At 72.4% G+C, this 21,587-nt stretch carries 23 protein-coding genes; 10 read left to right on the plus strand and 13 right to left on the minus strand.

What is annotated here, in order from left to right:
• The first annotated feature begins 280 nt into the window (after positions 1 to 280).
• The 6 genes from kdpF (at position 281) to AB0K07_RS03825 (ending at position 8,437) form a co-directional block, all read left to right on the plus strand.
• On the plus strand, positions 281 to 370 hold the full coding sequence (gene kdpF / locus AB0K07_RS03800; protein WP_363750725.1) for a K(+)-transporting ATPase subunit F: 90 nt from the start codon (positions 281 to 283) through the stop codon (positions 368 to 370).
• A complete protein-coding gene (gene kdpA / locus AB0K07_RS03805; RefSeq protein WP_363750726.1) occupies positions 370 to 2,025 on the plus strand; it encodes a potassium-transporting ATPase subunit KdpA in 1,656 nt (551 codons plus the stop codon). The genes kdpF and kdpA overlap by 1 nt, the downstream gene beginning before the upstream one ends.
• 20 nt (positions 2,026 to 2,045) lie before the next feature.
• Entirely contained in the window at positions 2,046 to 4,253 is a 2,208-nt protein-coding gene (gene kdpB, locus AB0K07_RS03810; RefSeq protein WP_363750728.1) for a potassium-transporting ATPase subunit KdpB, read from the plus strand.
• A complete protein-coding gene (locus AB0K07_RS03815; protein ID WP_363750730.1) occupies positions 4,253 to 5,134 on the plus strand; it encodes a potassium-transporting ATPase subunit C in 882 nt (293 codons plus the stop codon). Before kdpB ends, AB0K07_RS03815 begins: the two co-directional genes overlap by 1 nt.
• Positions 5,135 to 5,207: 73 nt before the next feature.
• Positions 5,208 to 7,760, plus strand: coding sequence for a DUF4118 domain-containing protein (locus AB0K07_RS03820; protein ID WP_363750731.1), 2,553 nt, complete (start codon positions 5,208 to 5,210; stop codon positions 7,758 to 7,760).
• Positions 7,757 to 8,437 carry a response regulator gene (locus AB0K07_RS03825; protein ID WP_363750733.1) on the plus strand — a complete coding sequence of 227 codons (681 nt, stop codon included), beginning with the start codon at positions 7,757 to 7,759 and terminating at the stop codon, positions 8,435 to 8,437. Before AB0K07_RS03820 ends, AB0K07_RS03825 begins: the two co-directional genes overlap by 4 nt.
• A 26-nt stretch (positions 8,438 to 8,463) precedes the next feature.
• Here the strand turns inward: AB0K07_RS03825 and AB0K07_RS03830 are convergent, their stop codons facing one another.
• The gene (locus AB0K07_RS03830; protein WP_363750735.1) at positions 8,464 to 9,057 is read right to left on the minus strand and encodes a winged helix-turn-helix domain-containing protein; all 594 of its coding nucleotides are present in this window, start codon (positions 9,055 to 9,057) and stop codon (positions 8,464 to 8,466) included.
• A 223-nt stretch (positions 9,058 to 9,280) separates the two neighbouring features.
• On the opposite strand from AB0K07_RS03830, the gene AB0K07_RS03835 reads away from it, so the two are divergent.
• The gene (locus AB0K07_RS03835; protein ID WP_363750737.1) at positions 9,281 to 9,376 is read left to right on the plus strand and encodes an FAD-dependent oxidoreductase; all 96 of its coding nucleotides are present in this window, start codon (positions 9,281 to 9,283) and stop codon (positions 9,374 to 9,376) included.
• On the plus strand, positions 9,373 to 9,915 hold the full coding sequence (locus tag AB0K07_RS03840; RefSeq protein WP_363750738.1) for a hypothetical protein: 543 nt from the start codon (positions 9,373 to 9,375) through the stop codon (positions 9,913 to 9,915). The genes AB0K07_RS03835 and AB0K07_RS03840 overlap by 4 nt, the downstream gene beginning before the upstream one ends.
• Here the strand turns inward: AB0K07_RS03840 and AB0K07_RS03845 are convergent.
• The 3 genes from AB0K07_RS03845 to AB0K07_RS03855 form a co-directional block, all read right to left on the minus strand.
• Positions 9,816 to 10,280: an SAV_915 family protein gene (locus tag AB0K07_RS03845; protein ID WP_363750739.1), complete on the minus strand. Its 465-nt coding sequence runs from the start codon at positions 10,278 to 10,280 to the stop codon at positions 9,816 to 9,818. The two genes, AB0K07_RS03840 and AB0K07_RS03845, sit on opposite strands and share 100 nt — an antisense overlap.
• A 166-nt stretch (positions 10,281 to 10,446) precedes the next feature.
• Positions 10,447 to 10,968, minus strand: a complete 522-nt coding sequence (locus AB0K07_RS03850; RefSeq protein ID WP_363750741.1) for a universal stress protein — start codon at positions 10,966 to 10,968, stop codon at positions 10,447 to 10,449.
• On the minus strand, positions 10,947 to 11,396 hold the full coding sequence (locus AB0K07_RS03855) for a hypothetical protein (protein WP_363750743.1): 450 nt from the start codon (positions 11,394 to 11,396) through the stop codon (positions 10,947 to 10,949). Before AB0K07_RS03855 ends, AB0K07_RS03850 begins: the two co-directional genes overlap by 22 nt.
• Positions 11,397 to 11,561: 165 nt before the next feature.
• Between AB0K07_RS03855 and AB0K07_RS03860 the strand changes: the two genes are divergently transcribed.
• Positions 11,562 to 12,317: a dienelactone hydrolase family protein gene (locus AB0K07_RS03860; protein WP_363750745.1), complete on the plus strand. Its 756-nt coding sequence runs from the start codon at positions 11,562 to 11,564 to the stop codon at positions 12,315 to 12,317.
• A 46-nt stretch (positions 12,318 to 12,363) separates the two neighbouring features.
• Here the strand turns inward: AB0K07_RS03860 and AB0K07_RS03865 are convergent, their stop codons facing one another.
• The 9 genes from AB0K07_RS03865 to AB0K07_RS03905 form a co-directional block, all read right to left on the minus strand.
• Entirely contained in the window at positions 12,364 to 12,894 is a 531-nt protein-coding gene (locus AB0K07_RS03865; RefSeq protein WP_363750747.1) for a YetF domain-containing protein, read from the minus strand.
• 72 nt (positions 12,895 to 12,966) lie between these two features.
• Positions 12,967 to 14,070, minus strand: a complete 1,104-nt coding sequence (locus tag AB0K07_RS03870) for an L-dopachrome tautomerase-related protein (protein WP_363750748.1) — start codon at positions 14,068 to 14,070, stop codon at positions 12,967 to 12,969.
• A 100-nt stretch (positions 14,071 to 14,170) separates the two neighbouring features.
• Entirely contained in the window at positions 14,171 to 15,055 is an 885-nt protein-coding gene (locus AB0K07_RS03875; RefSeq protein ID WP_363750749.1) for an SMP-30/gluconolactonase/LRE family protein, read from the minus strand.
• Positions 15,056 to 15,083: 28 nt separating this feature from the next.
• Positions 15,084 to 16,025 (minus strand): sugar kinase, encoded by a 942-nt coding sequence (locus AB0K07_RS03880; protein ID WP_363750750.1) that lies wholly within the window; start codon positions 16,023 to 16,025, stop codon positions 15,084 to 15,086.
• The gene (locus tag AB0K07_RS03885) at positions 16,022 to 16,642 is read right to left on the minus strand and encodes a bifunctional 4-hydroxy-2-oxoglutarate aldolase/2-dehydro-3-deoxy-phosphogluconate aldolase (RefSeq protein ID WP_363750751.1); all 621 of its coding nucleotides are present in this window, start codon (positions 16,640 to 16,642) and stop codon (positions 16,022 to 16,024) included. The genes AB0K07_RS03880 and AB0K07_RS03885 overlap by 4 nt, the downstream gene beginning before the upstream one ends.
• Entirely contained in the window at positions 16,639 to 17,502 is an 864-nt protein-coding gene (locus AB0K07_RS03890; RefSeq protein ID WP_363750752.1) for a hypothetical protein, read from the minus strand. The genes AB0K07_RS03885 and AB0K07_RS03890 overlap by 4 nt, the downstream gene beginning before the upstream one ends.
• Positions 17,496 to 18,641: a galactonate dehydratase gene (dgoD, locus tag AB0K07_RS03895; protein ID WP_363750753.1), complete on the minus strand. Its 1,146-nt coding sequence runs from the start codon at positions 18,639 to 18,641 to the stop codon at positions 17,496 to 17,498. Before dgoD ends, AB0K07_RS03890 begins: the two co-directional genes overlap by 7 nt.
• Positions 18,638 to 19,348, minus strand: coding sequence for a FadR/GntR family transcriptional regulator (locus AB0K07_RS03900; RefSeq protein ID WP_363750754.1), 711 nt, complete (start codon positions 19,346 to 19,348; stop codon positions 18,638 to 18,640). The genes dgoD and AB0K07_RS03900 overlap by 4 nt, the downstream gene beginning before the upstream one ends.
• Positions 19,349 to 19,385: 37 nt before the next feature.
• Positions 19,386 to 20,144: an SDR family oxidoreductase gene (locus AB0K07_RS03905; RefSeq protein WP_363750755.1), complete on the minus strand. Its 759-nt coding sequence runs from the start codon at positions 20,142 to 20,144 to the stop codon at positions 19,386 to 19,388.
• A gap of 146 nt (positions 20,145 to 20,290) precedes the next feature.
• On the opposite strand from AB0K07_RS03905, the gene AB0K07_RS03910 reads away from it, so the two are divergent.
• Positions 20,291 to 21,586 carry an extracellular solute-binding protein gene (locus tag AB0K07_RS03910; protein WP_363750757.1) on the plus strand — a complete coding sequence of 432 codons (1,296 nt, stop codon included), beginning with the start codon at positions 20,291 to 20,293 and terminating at the stop codon, positions 21,584 to 21,586.
• Position 21,587: the final 1 nt, after the last annotated feature.

The following is a 21,587-nucleotide window of genomic DNA, read 5'->3' on the forward strand; positions in this document are numbered from 1 at the left end:
CGCACCTCCTAACCCGCCCCTGGGCCATTTGTGCCTCGTTTCACCTGTTCAGGGGTCGGGTGTGAAAAGCGCGTCAAGAAAAGGATCGCCGCCGTCATGGTCGTGTTATGACCCCTGCCGTCGGGGAGGTGGTGGGGCTTTGATTGCCCGGCGCGACCGGGAGGCGGTCGCGACGAACCTTTCCGCTATGAGGAGTCAGCGTGTCTGACGTGGTGTTCGTGGTCCTGACGGTGGTGCTGTTCGCAGTGCTCGCCCTGGTCGTGCGGGCGGTGGAGAAGCTGTGAGTGCCGTCAACGCCGTGGGCCTGGTGCTCGCGATCATCCTGGGCGCGTTCCTGGTGTTCGCCCTGTTGTTTCCGGAGCGGTTCTGATGACCATGACAACAGCCGGCGTCATCTTCGTGCTGACGCTGGTGGCAGCCCTGGTCGCCGTCTACAAGCCGTTCGGCGACTACATGTTCCGGGCGGTCGCCGGCACCCGGCAGTCCCGGGTCGAGCGGGGGATCTACCGCCTGGTTGGGGTCAACCCGGCCGCCGAGCAGACCTGGGGCGTGTACGCCCGCAGCGTGCTGGCGTTCTCGGCGATCTCGATCCTGTTCCTGTACCTGTTCCAGCGGGTGCAGAACCACCTGTGGCTGTCGCTGGGCTTCGACCCGGTGGTGCCGCACGGCGCGTGGAACACCGCCGTGTCGTTCGTGACCAACACCAACTGGCAGTCGTACTCGGGTGAGTCGACGATGGGCCACCTGGTGCAGATGGCCGGTCTGGCGGTGCAGAACTTCGTCTCGGCGGCGGTCGGCATCGCGGTGGCGGTCGCGCTGGTGCGCGGCTTCGCCCGCAGCCGCACCGGGCAGCTCGGCAACTTCTGGGTCGACCTGACCCGGATCACGCTGCGGATCCTGCTGCCGATCGCGGTGCTCGGCGCTCTCGCGCTGATGATCGGTGGGGTGGTGCAGAACCTCTCCGCCGGCACCGACGTGAGCACCCTGACCGGTGGCACCCAGACCATCACCGGCGGTCCGGTGGCCAGCCAGGAAGTGATCAAGGAGCTGGGCACCAACGGTGGCGGCTTCTACAACGTCAACAGCGCCCACCCGTTCGAGAACCCGACGACGTGGACGAACTGGCTGCAGCTCTTCCTGATCTTCCTGATCCCGTTCAGCCTGCCCCGGGTCTTCGGCCGGATGGTCGGGCAGAACCGGCAGGGCTACGCCATCGCGGCGGTGATGGGCATCCTGGCGTTCGCCAGCGTCGTCCTCACCAACGTCTTCGAGCTGGCCGGCCACGGCACGGTGCCGCAGGCGGTCGGCGCCGCATTGGAGGGCAAGGAGGTCCGGTTCGACGTCTCGAACTCGGCCACCTTCGCCGCCGCCACCACGCTGACCTCGACCGGTGCCGTGAACTCGTTCCACGACTCGTTCACCTCACTCGGCGGTCTGATGACCATGTTCAACATGATGCTCGGCGAGGTCGCCCCCGGTGGTGTCGGCGCCGGTCTCTACGGCCTGCTCATCCTCGCGGTGATCACGGTCTTCGTGGCCGGCCTGATGGTGGGTCGCACTCCGGAGTACCTGGGCAAGAAGATCGGGGCGCGCGAGATCAAGTTCGCCTCGCTCTACTTCCTGATCACGCCGATCCTGGTGCTGGTCGGTACGGCGGCCGCGTTCGCCACCGGCAACAACTCCACGGCGCTCAACGTCGGTCCGCACGGCCTCTCCGAGGTGCTCTACGCGTTCACCTCGGCCAGCAACAACAACGGCTCCGCCTTCGGCGGCATCACGGTGAACACCACCTGGTGGGACACCGCGCTCGGGTTGTGCATGCTGTTGGGCCGGTTCCTGCCGCTCATCTTCGTGCTCGCGTTGGCCGGCTCGCTGGCCCGCCAGGCGCCCACTCCCGCGTCCGAGGGCACCCTGCCGACCCACCGACCGCTGTTCATCGGGATGGTCGTCGGCGTCACGGTGATCCTCGTCGCGCTGACCTTCCTGCCCGCACTTGCGCTCGGCCCGCTGGCTGAAGGGCTGTGACCATCATGAGGAACGAGGACATGTCCGTCACATCTGTGACATCCGGGACCGGCGAGCAACCGACGCCCGGCACCCCGGCAACCCAGGGCAACCGCGTCGGCGCGGGTCTGCTCGACCCCAAGCAGTTGATCCGGTCCCTGCCGGACGCGCTGCGCAAGCTCAACCCGGGCACGCTGTGGCGCAACCCGGTGATGCTGATCGTGGAAGTCGGCGCGGCCTTCACCACCGTCCTGGCGGTGACCGACCCGTCGGTGTTCGCCTGGGCGATCACCATCTGGCTCTGGCTGACCGTGCTCTTCGCCAACCTGGCCGAGGCGGTCGCCGAGGGCCGGGGCAAGGCCCAGGCCGCCGCGCTGCGGCAGGCCAAGCAGGACACCATCGCGACCCGGCTGATCGACTGGAAGCCGGGCGCCCGGGCCAACGCCTACCGGGACGAGGCGGTACCCGCTCCGCAGCTGCGCCAGGGCGACATCGTGTTGGTCGAGGCGGGCGGAATCATCCCCGGTGACGGCGACATCGTCGAGGGCATCGCCAGCGTCGACGAGTCGGCCATCACCGGCGAGTCCGCCCCGGTCATCCGGGAGTCCGGCGGCGACCGCAGCGCGGTCACCGGCGGCACCAAGGTGCTCTCCGACCGGATCATCGTGAAGATCACCCAGAAGCCGGGGGAGAGCTTCATCGACCGGATGATCGCCCTGGTCGAGGGTGCCAACCGGCAGAAGACGCCGAACGAGATCGCGCTGAACATCCTGCTCGCCGCGCTCACGATCATCTTCCTGCTGGCCGTGGTCACCCTTCAGCCGCTGGCCATCTTCTCCAAGGCGTACCAGGCGGCCGCGCCGAACAGCGGCGCGATCACCGACTCCGGTGTCACCGGTGTCGTGCTGATCTCGCTGCTGGTCTGCCTGATCCCCACCACCATCGGCGCACTGCTCTCCGCCATCGGCATCGCCGGTATGGACCGGCTGGTGCAGCGCAACGTCCTGGCCATGAGCGGCCGGGCCGTCGAGGCGGCCGGCGACGTCAACACCCTGCTGCTGGACAAGACCGGCACCATCACGCTGGGCAACCGGCAGGCCGCCGAGTTCGTACCGGTCGAGGGGGTGACGGCCGCAACCCTGGCCGACGCCGCGCAGCTGTCCAGCCTGGCCGACGAGACCCCGGAGGGGCGCTCGGTGGTGGTGCTGGCAAAGAACGAGTTCGGGCTGCGCGAGCGCGAGCCCGGCGTGATGCCGCACGCCACCTTCGTACCGTTCACCGCGCAGACGCGGATGAGCGGCGTCGACATGGCCCCGGAGGCCAGCGTGGACGCCGGGGCGGCTGGAACGGGGCGCCGGGTCCGCAAGGGCGCCGCCGCCGCGGTGATGAAGTGGGTCCGCGAGAACGGCGGGCACCCCACCGAGCAGGTCGGCGAGATCGTGGACGGCATCAGCAGCACCGGCGGCACGCCGCTGGTCGTGGCCGAGCACATCGACGGTGAGCCGGCTCGCGCGCTGGGCGTCATCCACCTCAAGGACGTCGTCAAGTCCGGGATGCGGGAGCGGTTCGACGAGATGCGCCGAATGGGCATCCGGACCGTGATGATCACCGGCGACAACCCGCGTACCGCGAAGGCGATCGCTGACGAGGCCGGGGTCGACGACTTCCTGGCCGAGGCGACGCCGGAGGACAAGCTCGCGCTGATCAAGCGGGAGCAGGAGGGTGGCCGGCTGGTCGCGATGACCGGCGACGGCACCAACGACGCGCCGGCGCTCGCCCAGGCCGACGTCGGGGTGGCAATGAACACCGGTACGTCGGCCGCCAAGGAGGCCGGCAACATGGTCGACCTCGACTCCGACCCGACCAAGCTCATCGAGATCGTGGAGATCGGCAAGCAGTTGCTGATCACCCGCGGCGCGCTGACCACGTTCAGCATCGCCAACGACATCGCGAAGTACTTCGCGATCATCCCGGCCATGTTCGCCGGCCTCTACCCGAGCCTGGACGCGTTGAACATCATGCGGCTGTCCAGCCCGGAGTCGGCGATCCTGTCCGCGGTCATCTTCAACGCCCTGGTGATCATCGCGCTGATCCCGCTCGCCCTCCGTGGCGTGCGGTACCGGCCGGCCGCCGCGTCGAAGCTGCTCAGCCGCAACCTGTGGCTGTACGGACTGGGCGGCATCATCGTGCCGTTCATCGGGATCAAGCTCATCGACCTGCTCATCCAGTTCATCCCGGGGATTTCGTGATGCGCCTACCCAACTGGCTCGCCCAACATCTCGCCGCCCTGCGCGCCGTGCTCGTATTCACGGTGCTGCTCGGGCTGGTCTACCCGCTGGCCCTGGTCGCGATCGGCCAGCTGCCCGGCCTCAACCACAAGGCCGACGGCTCGCTGATCGACGAGGGCGGGAAGACGGTCGGCAGCGCGCTGATCGGCCAGTCCTTCACCGACGCGGACGGCAACCCCGTCGCCCGCTACTTCCAGTCCCGCCCGTCCGCCGCCGGCGACGGCTACGACCCGACCTCCACCTCGGCCAGCAACCTGGGCCCGGAGAGCGTGGTCGACACGATCTCCACCGACCCGGAGCAGGCCAGCGAGAGCCTGCTCACCCAGGTGTGCGGGCGCAGCAAGTCCGTTGGCGAGCTCAACGGCGTCGACGGCCGGCGCCCGTTCTGCACCGACGACGGGGTGGGGGCCGTGCTCGCGGTCTTCCGCGCCGATGGCCTGACCGGCCCGGTCACCCGGGTGGTCAGCGTCAACCAGGCCGCCCCGGCCACCCCGTTCGTGACCTCGTACCAGGGGATCACGGTGGAGTTGGCCCAGCCCGACGAGGACTACGTGGCCGCCGGTGGGGTGGTCACCCCGATCCGGGGCAACGCGCCCGCCGACCCGGCGGTGCCCGCCGACGCGGTCACCGCCAGCGGCAGCGGCCTCGACCCGCAGATCAGCCCGGCGTACGCCGAGTTGCAGGTGAACCGGGTCGCGCGGGAGCGCGGCGCGGACCCGGGGGCTGTCCGCCGGCTGGTGGACGAGCACACCACCGGGCGAGGACTCGGCTTCATGGGTGAGCCGGGAGTCAATGTGCTGGAGCTCAACCTCGCCCTCGACAAGCAGTTCGCCGCGCGCTGAGCACACTCGCAGGCGGGGCCGTGCCAACCGGGCACGGCCCCGCCCGCCGATCTGAGCAGGGAGGATGGTCCCCGTGCCACGCGGAGAACTGCGCATCTATCTTGGGGCCGCCCCCGGTGTCGGCAAGACGTACGCCATGTTGGAGGAGGCCCAGCGGCGTGCCGCGCGCGGCACCGACGTGGTGATCGGCTTCGTCGAGACCCACGGCCGCCAGCACACCGCGGCCATGCTTGGTGACCTGGAGCAGGTCCCCCGCCGCGCGATGAACTACCGGGGCGCCGAGTTCACCGAGATGGACCTGGACGCGGTGCTGGCCCGCCGGCCGGAGGTCGCGGTGGTCGACGAGTTGGCGCACACCAACGTGCCCGGCTCCCGGCACGACAAGCGCTGGCAGGACATTCAGGAACTGCTCGACGCGGGGATCGACGTGCTCTCCACGGTCAACGTGCAGCACCTGGAGTCGGTCAACGACGTCGTCGCCCAGATCACCGGCACCACCCAGCGGGAGACCGTGCCCGACGAGATCGTCCGCGCCGCCGAGCAGGTCGAGCTGGTCGACATGACCCCCGAGGCGCTGCGCCGACGGATGGCGCACGGCAACATCTACCGTCCCGACAAGATCGACGCCGCGCTGGGCAACTACTTCCGGGTCGGCAACCTCACCGCGCTGCGCGAACTGGCCCTGCTCTGGCTGGCCGACAAGGTCGACGAGCAACTCGACCGGTACCGCAGCCAGCAGGGCATCGAGGCCACCTGGGAGGCCAGGGAACGGGTCGTGGTGGCACTGACCGGTGGCCCCGAGGGCGAGACGCTGATCCGCCGGGCCGCCCGGGTCGCGGCCCGCAGCAAGGGCGCCGACCTGCTCGCCGTGCACGTCGCCCGCAGCGACGGCCTGGCCGGCGCGGACCCGGCCCAACTGGCCCGCCAGCGGGTGCTGGTGGAGAGTCTGGGCGGCACCTACCACCAGGTGCTCGGCACCGATGTGCCGGCCGCGCTTCTGGACTTCGCCCGCGGCGTGAACGCCACCCAGTTGGTGCTCGGCGCCAGCCGGCGGGGCCGCTTCGCGCAGATCTTCGCCCGGGGCGTCGGGGTGACCACCACCGCACTGTCCGGTGCGATCGACGTGCACCTGGTCAACCACACAGAGGCCGGCCGGGGCCGGCGGGCGGGGGCCGTGCCGGCGGCGCTGTCCCGGCGCCGCCGGCTGCTCGGCTTCGCGCTGGCCGGGCTCGGCATGCCGGCGCTGACCCTGCTGCTGTTGGTGCTGCCCGACCTGACCCTGACCAACGACATACTGCTGTTCCTCGTCGGCGTGATCGGGGTCGCCCTGGTCGGCGGGCTGTGGCCGGCCCTGGTCGCGGCGCTCGGCGGTTCGCTGCTGCTGAACTGGTTCTTCACGCCGCCGTTCCACGCGCTGACCATCGCCGAGGCGGATAACCTCCTCGCCCTGGCCGTCTTCGTCGGCGTGGCGCTGGCGGTGAGCTGGATCGTCGACGTGGCCGCGCGGCGGACCCGAGAGGCCGCCCGCGCCGCCGCCGACGCGCAGACCCTCGCCGCCGTCGCCGGTGGCGTGCTGCGCGGCGAACGACCGCTGCCCGCGCTGCTGGATCAACTTCGGGAGACCTTCGGGCTGCGTGCGGTGAGCGTGCTGGAGTTGGCCGAGGAGGCCAGTGGGCGCCCGGAGCGGGCCCGCGAGGAGCACGCCTGGTGCGTGGTGGCCAGCGTCGGCGACTCGCCGGCCTGCACGCCCGACGCCGGCGAGACGGCGGTGCCGGTCGACGAGCGGATCACCGTCGTGCTCAGCGGCCGACGGCTGGAGGCCGCCGACCGGCGGATCGTCGAGGCGTTCGCCGCCCAGGCCGCCGTCGCGCTGCGTCAGGAACGGCTGGCCGAGGAGGCGGCCACCGCCCGGCCCCTCGCCGCGGCGGACCGGATGCGTACCGCGCTGCTCGCCGCGGTCAGCCACGACCTGCGTACGCCGCTGGCGTCGGCGAAGGCCGCCGTGACCAGCCTGCGCAGCCACGACATCGAGTTCGACGAGCATGACCGCGAGGAGCTGCTGGAGACCGCCGAGGAGTCACTGGACCGGCTCGCCCGGCTGGTCGGCAACCTGCTGGACATGAGCCGGCTCCAGGCCGGCGTCCTCGGCATCACAGCGACCACGATCGGCCTGGAGGACGCCGTACCCCTGGCGCTGGACGAACTCGGCCCGCCCGCCGCCGCCGTCGGCACCGATATCCCGGCCGACCTGCCCGCGGCCACCGCCGACCCCGGCCTGCTGGAACGGGTGCTGGTCAACGTCATCGCGAACGCGCTGAGGTACAGCCCGCCCGGGCAGCCCCCCACCGTCACGGCGAGCGCGCACGCCGGCCAGGTGGAGCTGCGGATCATCGACCGTGGACCGGGCATCCCGGAGGACCAGTGGGAGCACGTCTTCCTGCCGTTCCAGCGCCTCGGCGACCGGGACAACCAGACCGGCGTCGGCCTCGGGCTTGCCCTGTCCCGGGGTCTGGCCGAGGCGATGGGTGGCAGCATCACCCCCGAGACCACCCCTGGCGGTGGACTCACCATGGTGCTGCGGCTGCCGGCCGCCGTGCAGACCAGCTCGGAGGGGCCACAGGAATGACGCGCATCCTGGTCGTCGACGACGAACCGCAGATCCTGCGGGCACTGCGGATCAACCTCCGCGCCCGCCGGTACGACGTGGATGTCGCCGGCACCGGGGCTGCCGCGCTGAAAGCCGCCGCCAGCCACCCGCCCGATCTGGTGGTGCTCGACCTCGGCCTGCCCGATATCGACGGGGTGGAGGTCATCCGTGGCCTGCGCGGCTGGACCACCGTGCCGATCATCGTGCTCTCCGGCCGGGCCGGCAGCGAGGACAAGGTCGCCGCGCTCGACGCCGGTGCGGACGACTACGTCACCAAGCCGTTCGGGGTGGAGGAGCTGCTGGCCCGCATCCGCGCGGTGACCCGGCGGCTCGGCGCGTCCAGCGAGGCGGTGCCCGCGCTGCGGATCGGCCGGCACACCGTCGACCTGGCCGACCACAGCGTGCGGCGGGACGACGGCACCGAGGTCAAGCTGACCCCCACCCAGTGGAGCGTGCTGGAGAAGCTGCTGCGCCACCCCGGCAAGCTGGTCAGCCAGCGCCAGCTCCTCCACGACGTGTGGGGCCCGGAGTACCAGAACGAGACCAATTACCTGCGGCAGTACCTGGCCCAGCTGCGGCGCAAGCTGGAGGACGACCCGGCCCGTCCCCGGCATCTCATCACCGAGCCCGGGATGGGCTACCGCTACCGGCCGTGACCGGCAGCGTCCGACCGTGGGCGACGTCAGTCCGCGGCAACCCGTAGCCTCTCGGCGGCGTCCAGGCGGTAGCCGATGCCATGCACGGTCGTGATGACCGGACCGCGCCCCGCCAGCTTCTGCCGTAGCCGACGCACGTGCACATCCACGGTTCGCGCGCCACGGCACATTTCGTAACCCCAGACCTCGCGCAGTAGCTGCCCCCGGGTGAGTGCCTGATGAGGGTGGCGGGCCAGGTGGAGCAGCAGGTCGTACTCGCGCCGGGTGAACGTCACCGGCTCGCCACTGAGCTGGGCGGTCCGGCGTACCGGTCGCAGCAGCAGCTCGGGGCGGGTTGGCTGGGGGGCGCCCGACAACCTGCGTGGTGTGGCACCGCCGTTGCCGAAGGATGCCGAAGGGCTGTCGATCCCGATGATCGGGCCGCCCGACGACACCTCCTGGTGGAGCACGCCGCTGGCGAGCGCGGAGACCCGTTCGGCGAACTCGGCCACCCGCTCGATGGCGGCCGCACCGGATCGGACCACGATGGAGATCTCGACCGTGACGATCTGCGGATCAGGTTCGGGCGCGGATGACGACCGGCGTCGCACGACCGGCAGCACGGTGACCGGGGACAGCATCTGGAGACCTCCGCAGAGACGGGCCCGGGTCGACCGGGGTCGGCGAATCCGACGCTACTGCCGGCTGCGTGGTCGCCAGCGCTCCGCTACGGGAACATCACGGCGACGCCGCCATTAGCTACGCGCCTTTGACGCGACCGATCCGACCCACCGGACGGACCACCGCGTCGACGTGATCGCACGGGTGACACCCTCCGGCAGAGATTGAAGAATTTCGTTCGCAGTGGCAGCGGCGTGGCCGCCGCTGCTCTACATCCGCGAGGCGCGCCGGATGGTCTCCGGGTACATGATGACCGAGCACGACTGCCGGTCTTCATGATCCTCGGGCAGGCCGCGGCCACCGCGGCGTCCCTGGCGCTCGCGGGGAACCTCGCCGTGCAGGCGGTGTCCGTGCCCGCCCTCCAGGCGCGGCTGCGCCAGGACGGCGCGGTGCTCGACTGGGCGCCGGCCGGCGAGGTGATCCTGGACAACGCGGCGGCCAGCGGGATCACCCGGGCCGGGACGTGGCTGCGCAGCAGCAGCATCGGCGGCTACTACGGCGCGGACTACGAGCACGACGGCAACGTCGGCAAGGGTGTCAACCGGCTTCGCTTCCGCCCGACGCTGCCCGCCTCCGGTTCGTGGACCGTGCAGCTGCGCTGGACCGCGAACCCGAACCGGGCGACGAACGTGCCGGTGGACATCGCGTACTCCGGCGGGGTGGCCACCCGGACGGTGGACCAGCGGCAGTCCGGGGGCCAGTGGGTGCCGCTGGGCACCTACCCGTTCACGGCGGGCACCGACGGGAGCGTGCTGATCCGTACCGAGGGCACGGACGGCCACGTGGTCGCGGACGCGGTGCGCTTCGTGCGCGCCTGACCAGCGACGGGGCCGACCGGGACCGGGTCGCCCCCGGCCCGTGGGCCGACGGGGGTGGCCGGTTCCCGGGCCGGCACGGTCGGCGCCGCCCGGTCGCCGAAGCTCGGGTCCAGCGGCGGCGCCACCAGCAGCGGGTCGACCTGGATCCGGTCGATGCCGAGCGGGCGCAGCATGCTGCGCAGCGCGGACTCGCAGAGTTCTTCCCACGGCTGATCCGCGCCCATCGCGGCGACCAGCAGTTCGGGCCGGGTGAAGGCGATGCCCACCCGCTGACCCTGTGGTGACCGGCCGGTCCGCACCGTCCCTACCAGCCGTCCCGGCAGCTCCCGCACCGGAACGGCGTAGATTATCGGGGCCTCGTCCATGGTCGGGGCGATCCTTTCCGTTCGTGCCGCCGCTCTGGCGGCGGATCCGACGCTACGGCGGGGTTGCCCGCCGTCGACCGGTCCGTTACGCGATCATCACGTCGATGCCGCCGATCGCTACGCGCCTTTGACGCGCGCCCGGCGGGCGCTTCCGCAGCGGCGGCGGTCACCGGCTGAACCGTTCGAGGTCGCGGGCGAAGCGGCGGATCGTGGCGGCCCGGGCCCAGGACGGGGCGGGCACCGCGACGACCGGCACGGCCGCCCTCGTCACGCAGTACCGGGTGACGTGACCGTGCGACCCGCCGAACCGGCGGCGTTCCGGGCTTCCGACGACGAGCAGGTCGGACTCCCGGTGCGCGTGGTCGACCAGCACCTGCCCGGCGTAGCCCTGCGTCGCCACCAGCCGCACGGGCACGTCCCGGGGCTGCCCGCCCAGCGCCGCGTCGAAGACGCCCCGCAGGTAGGCCAGGGCCGCCTGGTCGCACTCGTCCTGCCAGCGCCAGGTCAGCGTGCCGGGCCGCCAGGTCGGCGCGAAGACCCACGCCCGTACGGCGTCCAGCTGTGCGCCGTCGCGGCGGGCCAACTGCACCGCGCGGCGCAGCGCCTGCATCCCGGCGAACGACCGGTCGACTCCCACCACGATCCGTGGGGCGTTGCAGGGGCGGCTCATGCTGCGGGCACGGCCCACGCCGGGGCCTCCCGTGCGGCGCGCGGGTCGGCCGGCGTGGCCAGGTCGAGCGCGCGGAGGATGAAGTGCGCCACCACCACCTCCACCCCGGCGCGGCGGCGCAGGTCGGCCACGGCGCGGTGCAGCACGGTCATGCTGTCGGCGGAGAGCCGCACCACGGCGTCCACGTCGGCGGCGATCCACCAGGCGGCGACGGCGCACGGCTCGTGCCGCAGGTACTCCACCAGGTGACTGCCGGGCGCGGACGGGCCGAGCCGGACGCTGACCAGCGCCTCGTGCCGCCGTTCGGGCTCGTCCGGCCCGGTCGTGGGAGGTTCCGCCAGGGGGTCGGGGCCGCCATCCGGTGGCGCGTCGTCCCACGCCGCCGGTGTCTCCGTACCGGCCGGCAGGTGTCCCCGTTCCCAGCGTGTCATCCGCCAAGGACTCATGGACCCATCGTCACCACCCGGCGACGGCGGACGGCCCCTCGATACGCCGTTCTGACGGGCCACCGCCGATTCTTGACGCCCTGTTCACGGCGGCCGCCGCTGGCGGGACCGGGCGCGACGAGTAGCCTTCCTGAGGGGCCAACGGTGGGCGTACGAGGGGGACCGGTGCGGACGACGACGGTGGACATTCCGACGGGCGACGGGGTCGCGGACGCGTGCCTCACCCGGCCGGACGGGGACGGCCCGTTTCCGGCGGTGCTGCTCCTCCAGGACGCCTTCGGCCCGCGCCCGCGCCTGGTGGAGATGGCGGAGCGGATCGCCGCCCGGGGCTACCTCGTGCTGACGCCCCACCTCTTCTACCGGGCCGGCCGCGCACCGCTGTTCGATCTGTCCCGCCTCGGCGAGGCGGACCAGCGCGGCGCGATCTTCGAAAGGGTCATGCCGTTGGTCCGGGCGCTGACCGCCGACGTGATCAGCCGGGACACCGGCTCGTACCTCGACTTCCTGGCGGCCCGCGACGACGTCCGGCCGGGCCCCGTCGTGGTCACCGGCTACTGCATGGGTGGCACGAACGCCCTGCGGGCCATTGAGGCGCACCCGGACCGGATCGCCGCCGCAGCCAGCTTCCACGGCGGGCGGATCGTCACCGACGCGCCGGACAGCCCGCACCTGGGCGTCGCCTCGATCACCGGTGAGGTGTACTTCGGGCACGCCGACGAGGACCAGTCGATGACGCCCGAGCAGATCGCGACGTTGGAGAAGGCGCTCGACGCCGCCGGCGTCCGGTACCGCTCCGAGGTGTACGCGGGCGCGCACCACGGCTACACCATGTCCGACACCCCCGCGTACGACGAGCGGGCCACCGAGCGGCACTGGGCCGCCCTGTTCGACCTGCTGGACCGGACCCTGCCCACCGGCTGACTCATCGCGCCCGACCTGCGCTGACGCGGCACACCGGGGCCGGCCGTCAGTCGAAGCCGCCCGAGGCGTCGGAATCGTCGCGGGATCGGCCCGGTGTGAAACGGGTGGTGACGCTGAACTGGCCGTCGGACTCCATCCGCACCTCGCGGACCTCCGCGAGGTCGGTGACACCGTGCTTGCGCAGCAGGGTGTGCAACTCCTCGTTGGTGATCAGTTCCCGGCGCATGTTCTCGCGCATGATCCGGCCGTCCCGCACCAGCACCAGCGAGCCCGGCCGGATGAGCCGGGCGGCGGCCTGCCAGCGGTACGCGACGGCGTTCAGCAGGTACGACCAACCGATGATCACGGCGACCAGCAGCACCCCGTCGGTGATCGAGTTGTAGCCGCCCGACATACCGTTCTGCGCCGCGTCGGCGAGCAGCACGATCACCAGCAGGTCGGTGACGCCGGTGGTGCCGCTCTCGCGCTTGAGGATGACCCGCAGCAGCGTGAAGAGCGCGAGGTACATGACGCTGCCCCGGACCACGATCTCCAACAGCGGGGTGTCCGGGACGAACAGCTCTTCCCAGTCGGCCACCTGACGGGCTACCCGCGGGTGGCCCCGCCATGCCTGCCGCCCGCGCCACCCGGGGCCCGCTGGCGCGGACGGTCAACGGCGCAGCAGCACCGGCCCGGCGTCGATCCGGGTGCGGAACAGCGCGTACGGCCGGCGCCGCAGGTCCTGACCCCGCTGGTACTGCGCCTGCCGGTGCAGCTGGTTGGCGGTGACGTAGAGGTGTCCGTCGGCGGCCACCGACATGGTGTCCGGCCAGAGCAGCCGCGGATCGTGGACCAGGGTCTCGTACTCACCGTCCGGCAGCCGACGCAGCACCGCGTTGTGCTCGTACGAGGTGAGGTAGAGCCGCCCCGCGTCGTCGCTCTCCAGCCCGTCCGACGCGGTGCCCTTGTCGCCCTCGTCGACCACGGTCGCCGCGACCGCCTCCTGGGTGACGCCCGGGTCGGCCAGCGCCTCGGTGGACACGCTGTACCAGCGCCGGGACGCCAGCGGGCAGTAGTGCAACCGGGTGCCGTCGGCCGAGATGGCGATGCCGTCGGAGCCCATGGTCACTGGCTTCGGCGGCCCGTCCGCCGGCCGTTCGAGGAACGGTCGGCCCTCGACCACCGGGCGGAACGTCGCCAGTGGCTCCGCCTTCGTGGACGGGTGCTCGTGCAGCCGCCGCCACGAGGCTCCGCTGGCCAGGTCCACCACGATGATCCCGTTCGGCCCGGAGGCCGCCGAGTCGGTGATGTAGGCGACCCCCGACTCGCCCCGCCGCAGGTCGAAGCGGACGTCGTTGAGGTACGTCGTCGGCAGCGCCACGTCGGTCGGGAAGGTGATCACCTGGGCCACGGTGTCGGTGTCCAGGTCGATCCGCACCAGCTTCGGCCCACCCGGCTTCGTCGGCTGGAACATCGGGCTGCCGGTGTCCACTACCCAGAGTCGGTCGGCCGGGTCCACGACGATGCTCTGCACCGAGACGAACGCGCCCGCGTCGTCGTTGCCGGACGGGTCGTTCCACTGCTGGTCGGGGTAGGGCACCTCCCGACCGTCGCGCAGCTCGACCACGGTGGCCGGCACCTCGTCGCCCCACTTCGGGAAGTTGACGAAGATCCGGCCCCGGTGCGAGACGCTCACCCCGGTCGGCATCGGACCGGTGAAGGTGTGCACCAGCTCCAGCTCACCGAGCGGCTCGTCACCGACCGGCCCGTTCATGACGCCCGTCCCACAGATCTCATCGTTCGCCCCCAACGGTCGGCCGGACCCACGCCGGCCGTTGGGGTTCTTCCCTTCCCGGGGTCCGCTATGCCTGCCGTCAGGCGAAGTCGGGCGCGGCGGCGAGCGCGGTGGGCAGGCCGGGGACCGGGACGTCCACCGCGAGCAGCGCGCCGTCCAGTGGACCGGCCGGCGCGAGCCCGTACCGGGCGGTGCCGATGAAGAGCCGACGCAGGTCGGGGCCGCCCAGGCAGATGCCGGCCGGCTGGGTCGCCGGTAGGCGGATCTCCCGGTCCAGCGTGCCGTCCGGCCGGTAGCGGCGCACCGCCGAGCCGCCCCACAGCGCGACCCAGAGGTGACCCGCCGCGTCGACCGTCATCCCGTCCGGGCCACCGTCGTCGGCGGCCAGCCGCAGGAACGGCTCCCGCCCGTGCAGGGCCCCGGTAAGCGGGTCGACGCTGAACCGATCGACCTCGCCACGCGGTGAGTCGGCCAGGTACATGGTGGTCCCGGCCGCGTCGAACGCCGGGCCGTTCGGCACCGTCAGTCCGGTCACGGCCGGCACCGGGGCCGCGCCCGGGACCAGCCGGTACAGCGTGCCTGCACCGGGCACCCCGGCGTACGTCATGCTGCCCGCCCAGAACCGCCCGTGCGGGTCGGCGACCGCGTCGTTCATCCGGGCCGGCTCGGGCCCGTCGGCGACCAGGTCGGCGACCGGCGCGGGGTCGCCGGTGGCGGGCAGCAGCGCGACGCCGGTCCCGGCGGCGGCCAGCCACTCGCCGGGCCGCTCGGCCACCGGGGCGACGGCACCGAGCGGGACGTCCAGCCGGCGCAGCTCCCGCAGCGGGCCCGGTCGCTCGCCGCCGGCCTCCAGCAGCCGCCCGGCCAGCAGGTCGACCAGGACCAGCCGGCCGTCGACCCAGCGCAGCCCCTCGCCCAGCTCCAGCCGGTCCGCGCTCCACGCGGTCGGTTCGGTCAGCTCCATCTCGCTCCTCTGAAGATCCGTGCGGTGGTCAGCGCACGGTGCCACCGGGCCCGTGGTCGAGCAGCGTCAGCTCCGCCCGGTCGGGCAGGCCCTCCCAGTCACCCCGGGTGGCGACGGCGAACGCGCCGGTGGTGACCGCCCGGTCCAGCCGGGCCGGCACGTCCGCCCCGTCCAGCCAGCCGGAGAGCAGGCCGGCCACGAAGGCGTCACCGGCGCCGACGGTGTCCACCACCGGCACCGTCCGGGCCTGCCGGTGCACGCTGCCGCTCGCGCTGTGGCTGGTCGCACCGTCGCCACCGTGCTTCACGACGACCTCGGTCACGCCGGCCGAGAGCAGCGCCGCGACCGGGTCGGTCGCGTCGGTCAGCACGGCCAGCTCGTCGTCGGAGGCCACCACCAGGTCGATCGAGGGCAGCAGCGGCCGCAGCGCGGCGGCGGCCTCGTCGACCGACCAGAGCCGATTCCGGTGGTTGACGTCCAGGCAGACGGTGCTGCCCGCCGCGCGGGCGAGCCGCACCGCCGCCACCACGGCCTGGTACGGCTCGGCGCCCAGCGCGCAGGTGATGCCGGTGACGTGCAGCAGCCGGGGCGGTGACCCGGGCGGGTCGAAGGCGGGGGTGACGTCCGCGGGGCGCAGCCGGGAGCCGGCGGACCCGGTGCGGTGGTAGGTGACCCGGTTGATGTCGGCGACCCGGGACTCGAAGAGGATCAGCCCGGTGGGGGCCGTCGGGTCGACCCGGGACCAGGTCAGGTCGACGCCCTCGGCGCGCAGCGTGCGGCGGACCAGTTCGCCGGGCTCGTCGGCGCCGGTGACCCCGACCCAGGCGGCCCGGTGGCCGAGCCGGGCCAGGCCGATCGCCACCGTGGACTCGGACCCGGCGACCGAGATGCCGGCGGTGCCGCCCAGCCGCAGCGGGCCGGTGGTGCGGAACGCCGCCATCGTCTCGCCGAGGGTCAGCAGGTCGGTCATGGGCGGACCGCCGAGAGGAACGCGGCAGCGCGCTCGCGCAGCGCCGCCGGATCGCCGCCGCGAACCGCGTCGCCGAGCAGCGGGGAGCCGACGCCGACCGCCGTGGCGCCCCGGTCGAGGTAGCGCCGTGCACCGTCGGCGTCGACACCGCCGACCGGCACGAACGCGGTGCCGGGGAACGGGTCGCGCAGCGCGCCGAGGTAGTCGGGCCCGCCCAGCGAGGCCGGGAAGAGCTTGACCGCGCTGGCTCCACCACTGTTGGCCTGCACCACTTCGGTGGGGGTGAGCGCACCGGCGAGCACCGGCAGCCCGAGCCGGCCACCCTCGGCGAGGCTCGGCGCCAACGCCGGAGTGACCAGGAAGGTGGCACCCGCGTCGGCCGCCGCGCGGGCGTCCTCGGCGCTGAGGACGGTGCCCGCACCCAGGGCGAAGTCCGGCCCGAGTGCGGCCCGGGCCCGCCGGATGGTGCCGAGCGCGTCGGCGCCGGTCAACGAGACCTCGACCAGCGCGACGCCGCTCTCGGCCAGGGTGAGCACCGCCGCCAGCGCGGCGGCCGGGTCGGGGCCGCGAACGATCGCCAGCAGTCGGTGGGCACGCAGCTCGTCGAGCAGGTTCATCGCGGGCGTCCTCCGTGGAGTCGGTGGGCAGAGAGGGTGAGTCGCCAGGCGACCTCACCGGCGGACGGAACGACCGCCGCGTCGGACGGACCGGCATCGGCCAGGTCGAAGGCGGCGCCGAGCATCGGTTCGACGCCGATGCTGCGGTAGGGCGTGGTGGCCGGCCAGCCGCGCAGGTTGCGCCAGAGCGCGGTGCTGCGGGGCTGGTCGTCGCACTCCAGCTCCAGGGTCAGCCGGTCGGCGCCGTCGGTCACCTGAACCCGGGGGCAGTCGAGCAGCACGGCACCGAGTGCGGTTCCGTCGTCCGGGCCCAGCGTATCCAGCGTCAGCCCGGCCGGCGCGGGCCAGGTGCCGGTCAGAAAGGGGCTGCCGGCGGGCCAGGTGCCTGGCGGCAGCAGGTCGGCGGCCTCCGGGTACAGCCGGGTCGGGGTGCCGGCCGGGGCGTCCAGACGGGCGGTGGGGGAGAGGTCGAGCAGGGCGTGCGCCGCCCAGACGAACCGGTGGCCCGGATCCGCGCTCAGCCGGTAGTCGGTTACCACCACGCCGTCCGAGTTGGTGATCCGGCGGATCAACGTGAACGTGGGCCGCTCGATGGCCGCCGTGCCGACGCCGGCTGCCCGCCACGGCCGTGACCACACCTCGCCGTGGTCGGGCCGGCCGCGCACGGTGGGCAGGCATTCCTCCAGCCCGCCGGCGTCGACGAACGCGTCGTCGGGGCGTACCTCGTGCCGGCCGGCCTCCGGTCCGCGCCAGAGCCATTCCCGGCCGCCGCCGTGCAGGCTGGTCCACCGGCCGCCGTGCGCCGCGTCGTACGCCATCCGCAGCGGCACCGGCTCGAGCCCGGCCGCCCCGGTCACCATTCGGCGAACGACCCGTCGCGGTGCTGCCAGACCGGGTTGCGCCAGGCGTGCGGGGTACGGGCGGCCTCGCGGACCGCCGCCTCGTCCACCGTGATGCCCAGGCCGGGCCGGTCCAGCCGGGCGATGTGCCCGTCCACGAACCGGAACGGCTCCCGGTCGATCACGTAGTCCAGCAGCTCGGAGCCGGAGTGGTAGTGGATGCCGATGCTCTGCTCCTGGATCAGGAAGTTCGGGGTCGCGAAGGCCACCTGGAGGCTGGCCGCCAGGGAGATCGGGCCGAGCGGGCAGTGCGGGGCGAGCAGCGCGCCGTACGTCTCGGCCAGCGCGGCGATCCGGCGCACCTCGGAGATCCCGCCGGCGTGCGACAGGTCCGGCTGGACCACGGTGACCCCGGCCTGCAACGGGCCGAGGAACTCGGAGCGGCCGTAGAGCCGTTCGCCGGTGGCCACCGGGATCGGCGTGCCGGCGACGATGTCCCGCAGGTGGTGGGCCTGGTCGGGCAGGACCGGTTCCTCCACGAAGAACGGGCGCAGGGGGGCCAGCTCGGGCAGGATCCGGCGTACGGCGGCCAGCCCGGCCCGACCGTGGAAGTCCAGCGCGATGTCCCGGTCGGGGCCGAGCACCTCCCGGGCGGCGGCGACCCGGCCGATCACCGCGTCCACCTCGGCGGAGGTGGGGATCGCGGAGAGTCGCCCGCAGGCGTTCATCTTGACGCCGGTGAGACCGGCGGCGGCCTGCGCGGCGGCGGCGTCGGCCACCTCGTCCGGCTCGTCCCCGCCGATCCAGGAGTAGATGCGCACCCGGTCGCGGACGGCCCCACCGAGCAGGGCGTGCACCGGCACCCCGTACGCCTGGCCGGCGATGTCCCAGAGTGCCTGGTCGAGGCCGGCGACGGCGCTGGAGAGGATCGGGCCACCGCGGTAGAAGCCGCCCTTGGTGAGCACCTGCCAGTGCTGCTCGATCCGCAGTGGATCCTCACCGATCAGGTACTCGGAGAGCACCTCGACCGCGCTGCGCACCACCTCGGCGCGCCCCTCGACCACCGGCTCACCCCACCCGACCAGCCCGGCGTCGGTCTCCACCCGGCAGAACAACCACCGTGGCGCGACCAGGAAGGTCTCGATCCGCTCGATCTTCACCGACTGCCCCTCTGTCCCCGTGCCTTCTCGACGTCCCGGACGGCCTTGTCCAGCAACTCACGCATGGCGGTCTCGGTCGCCGTCTCGTCCCGCGCCCGCAGCGCGTCGACCACAGCGCGGTGGCTGGGCACCGGGTCGTCGTGCGCGTCGCCGCCGTGCACCAGCCGGTCCCGCTCGGCGAGCCCGGTCTCCATCACCACCTCCATCCGCTCCAGCAGTTCGTTGTGGGTGGCGGCGAGCAGCGCCCGGTGGAAGGAGAGGTCGGCGGCGACGGCGGCGGCCGGGTCCCCGTTGGCCTCGGCCATCTCGGCCAGTGCCTGGTCCAGGGCGGCGATGTCGTCCTCGGTGGCCCGGCTGGCGGCGAGCCGCGCGGCGGCCGGCTCGATGATGGCGCGTACCTCGTGCAGCTGGTCGAGCAGCCTCTCGTCGGGGCCCTCGGCGAACTGCCAGCGGATGACGTCCCCGTCGAGCAGGTTCCAGTCGGCGCGCGGCCGGACGAACGTGCCGCGCTTCTGCCGGGCGTCGACGATGCCTTTGGCCGTGAGGACCTTCAGCGCCTCGCGCAGCGCCGTCAGGCTGACGTCGAACTCCTCCTGCAACGCGGCGATGTTCAGGGTCGCCCCTGCGGCGATCTCACCGGTGAGGATGCGGCGGGCGATGGCTTCGACGGTCTGCCCGTGGACGCCGCGGCGTGCGTACTGTGCCAATGCTCTCCTGGCCTTTTCGCTGGTCGGTATCGATCTCTCAGGCCGAGGCTTTCACCGCGGTCCAGCCACCGTCCACCACGAGGCTCGCGCCGGTGACGTAGGCGGCGTCGGGTGAGGCGAGGAAGGCCACCGTCGCGGCCACCTCGTCCGGAGTGCCGAACCGCTTGGCCACGGTCTCCGCGACGCTGCGCCGGCGGTCCTCTTCGGACACCTCGGCCCAGGCGCCGGTGAGGATCGGGCCGGGCAGCACGGTGTTGACCCGCACCTGCGGGCCGTACTCCACGGCGAGCTGGCGGCCGAGCGCGACGAGGCCGCCCTTGGCCGCGGCGTACGCGGGCCGGCCGGGCAGCCCGACCAGCGCGTGCACCGACGAGATCAGCACGACCGCGCCCGAGCGCGCCCGCAGGTCGTCGAGGCAGGCGCGCACGCCGAGGAAGGAGCCGGTGAGGCTGACCCCGAGCTGCTGGTCCCAGGACTGCCGGCTGGTCTCGTGCGCCGGCGCGACCTGGACGGCGTACGCGGTGCTGACCAGGATGTCCACCGGGCCGAGGGCGCCGTGCACCGCTGTCACGGCGGCCGACCAGTCGGCCTCGTCGCTGACATCGCCCATTACGGACAGTGCGCGATGACCCTGGGCGGTCAGCTCGTCGGTCAGCGGGCTCGGGTCGGCCACGTCGAGCAGGGCGACTGCCGCTCCCTCGGCGGCGAACCGCCGGGCGGTGGCCGCGCCGATCCCGCCCATCGCGCCAGTGACCAGCGCAGTCTTGCCTTCGAGCCGCCGCATAAGCTGATCCACCTGACCCTCGCCGTGGTCTCATCTAATCATTAATTACGAAGATATCTTGACAGCCGACGAGGGCCGATGCAACCTTCTGGTCACAGCATTCACATGGCCGACACATCGCGCAGTGACGCTACGTGTCGTAGAGGAAGGACACCCCCGTGAGCGACTTCGACCCCGGTCGCCGGCGATTCCTTGGCCACCTCGGGCTCGCCGGCCTGGGCGCCCTCGGCGCCAGCTCGTTTCTCAGCGCGTGCGCCAGCTCCGCCAGCGGGCCGACGGCGGGCAAGGGCTCCGGCGCGGTCACCGTCCAGTCCAACCTCTCCTCGCCGCAGGCCAAGGCGGCGATGGAGAAGCTGATAGCGAACTTCAACGCGCAGGGCAAGGGCACGGCGAGTCTCAACACGATCGCCTCGGAGACCTTCCGGACCCAGCTGCCGACCTATCTGACCTCGGCCAACCCGCCGGACCTCTACACCTGGTACGCGGGCTCCGTCGCCAACGACTACGCCGGCCGCAACCTGCTACTCGACGTCTCCGACGTCTGGAAGTCGCTGGGCGACTACCCGCAGTCGCTGCGCACCCTCTCCACCGACGCCAGCGGCAAGCAGATCTTCGTGCCGATGAACAACTACTGGTGGGGCTTCTTCTACCGCAAGTCCAACTTCGCCAAGTGGGGCGTGCAGGAGCCCAAGACCTGGACCGAGTTCCTGGCGCTGTGCGAGACGCTGAAGAGCAAGGGCATCCCGCCGATCGGCATCGGTCTCGGCGACACCCCGTGGGTCGCCTCCGCCTGGTTCGACTACCTCAACATCCGGATCAACGGCGCCCCGTTCCACCGCGAGCTGCTCGCCGGCAAGCAGCGCTTCGACGACCCCAAGGTCAAGGCGGTCTTCACCCGCTGGCGCGAGGCCCTGCCCTACTTCGACCCCAAGGGCAAGGCGTACCCGTTCCAGGAGGCGACCACCGCGCTGCTGGCCGGCAAGACCGGCATGTTCCTGATCGGCACCTTCTTCGCCGACGCGGCGCCCAAGGACGCTCTCGGCGACCTGGACTTCTTCCGGTTCCCGATCATCGACCCGGCGGTGCCACTGGCCGAGGAGGCCCCGACGGACGGCTTCTTCGCCAGCGCGAAGACCGCCAACCCGACCGGCACCAAGGCCCTGCTCACCTACCTGGCCGGCGTCGAGGCGCAGGAGGCGTACGTCAAGGCCAGCTCCGGCATCGTGCTGCCGGCCAACCCCAGGGCCAAGGCATCCGACTCGCCGCTGGTCACCAAGGGCAAGGCGATGCTGGACGAGGCCAAGGAGCTGACCCAGTTCTTCAACCGCGACTCCAGCGACGCGCTCCAGCCGACCGCGGACACCGCGCTGACCAAGTTCATCGACAAGCCGGACCAGATCGACGCGATCCTGCGGGAGTGGCAGACCGGCGCCGAGAAGGTCTTCAAGGGCTGAC

The sequence above is a fragment of the Micromonospora sp. NPDC049301 genome, from assembly GCF_040678715.1.
Classification (GTDB): domain Bacteria; phylum Actinomycetota; class Actinomycetes; order Mycobacteriales; family Micromonosporaceae; genus Micromonospora.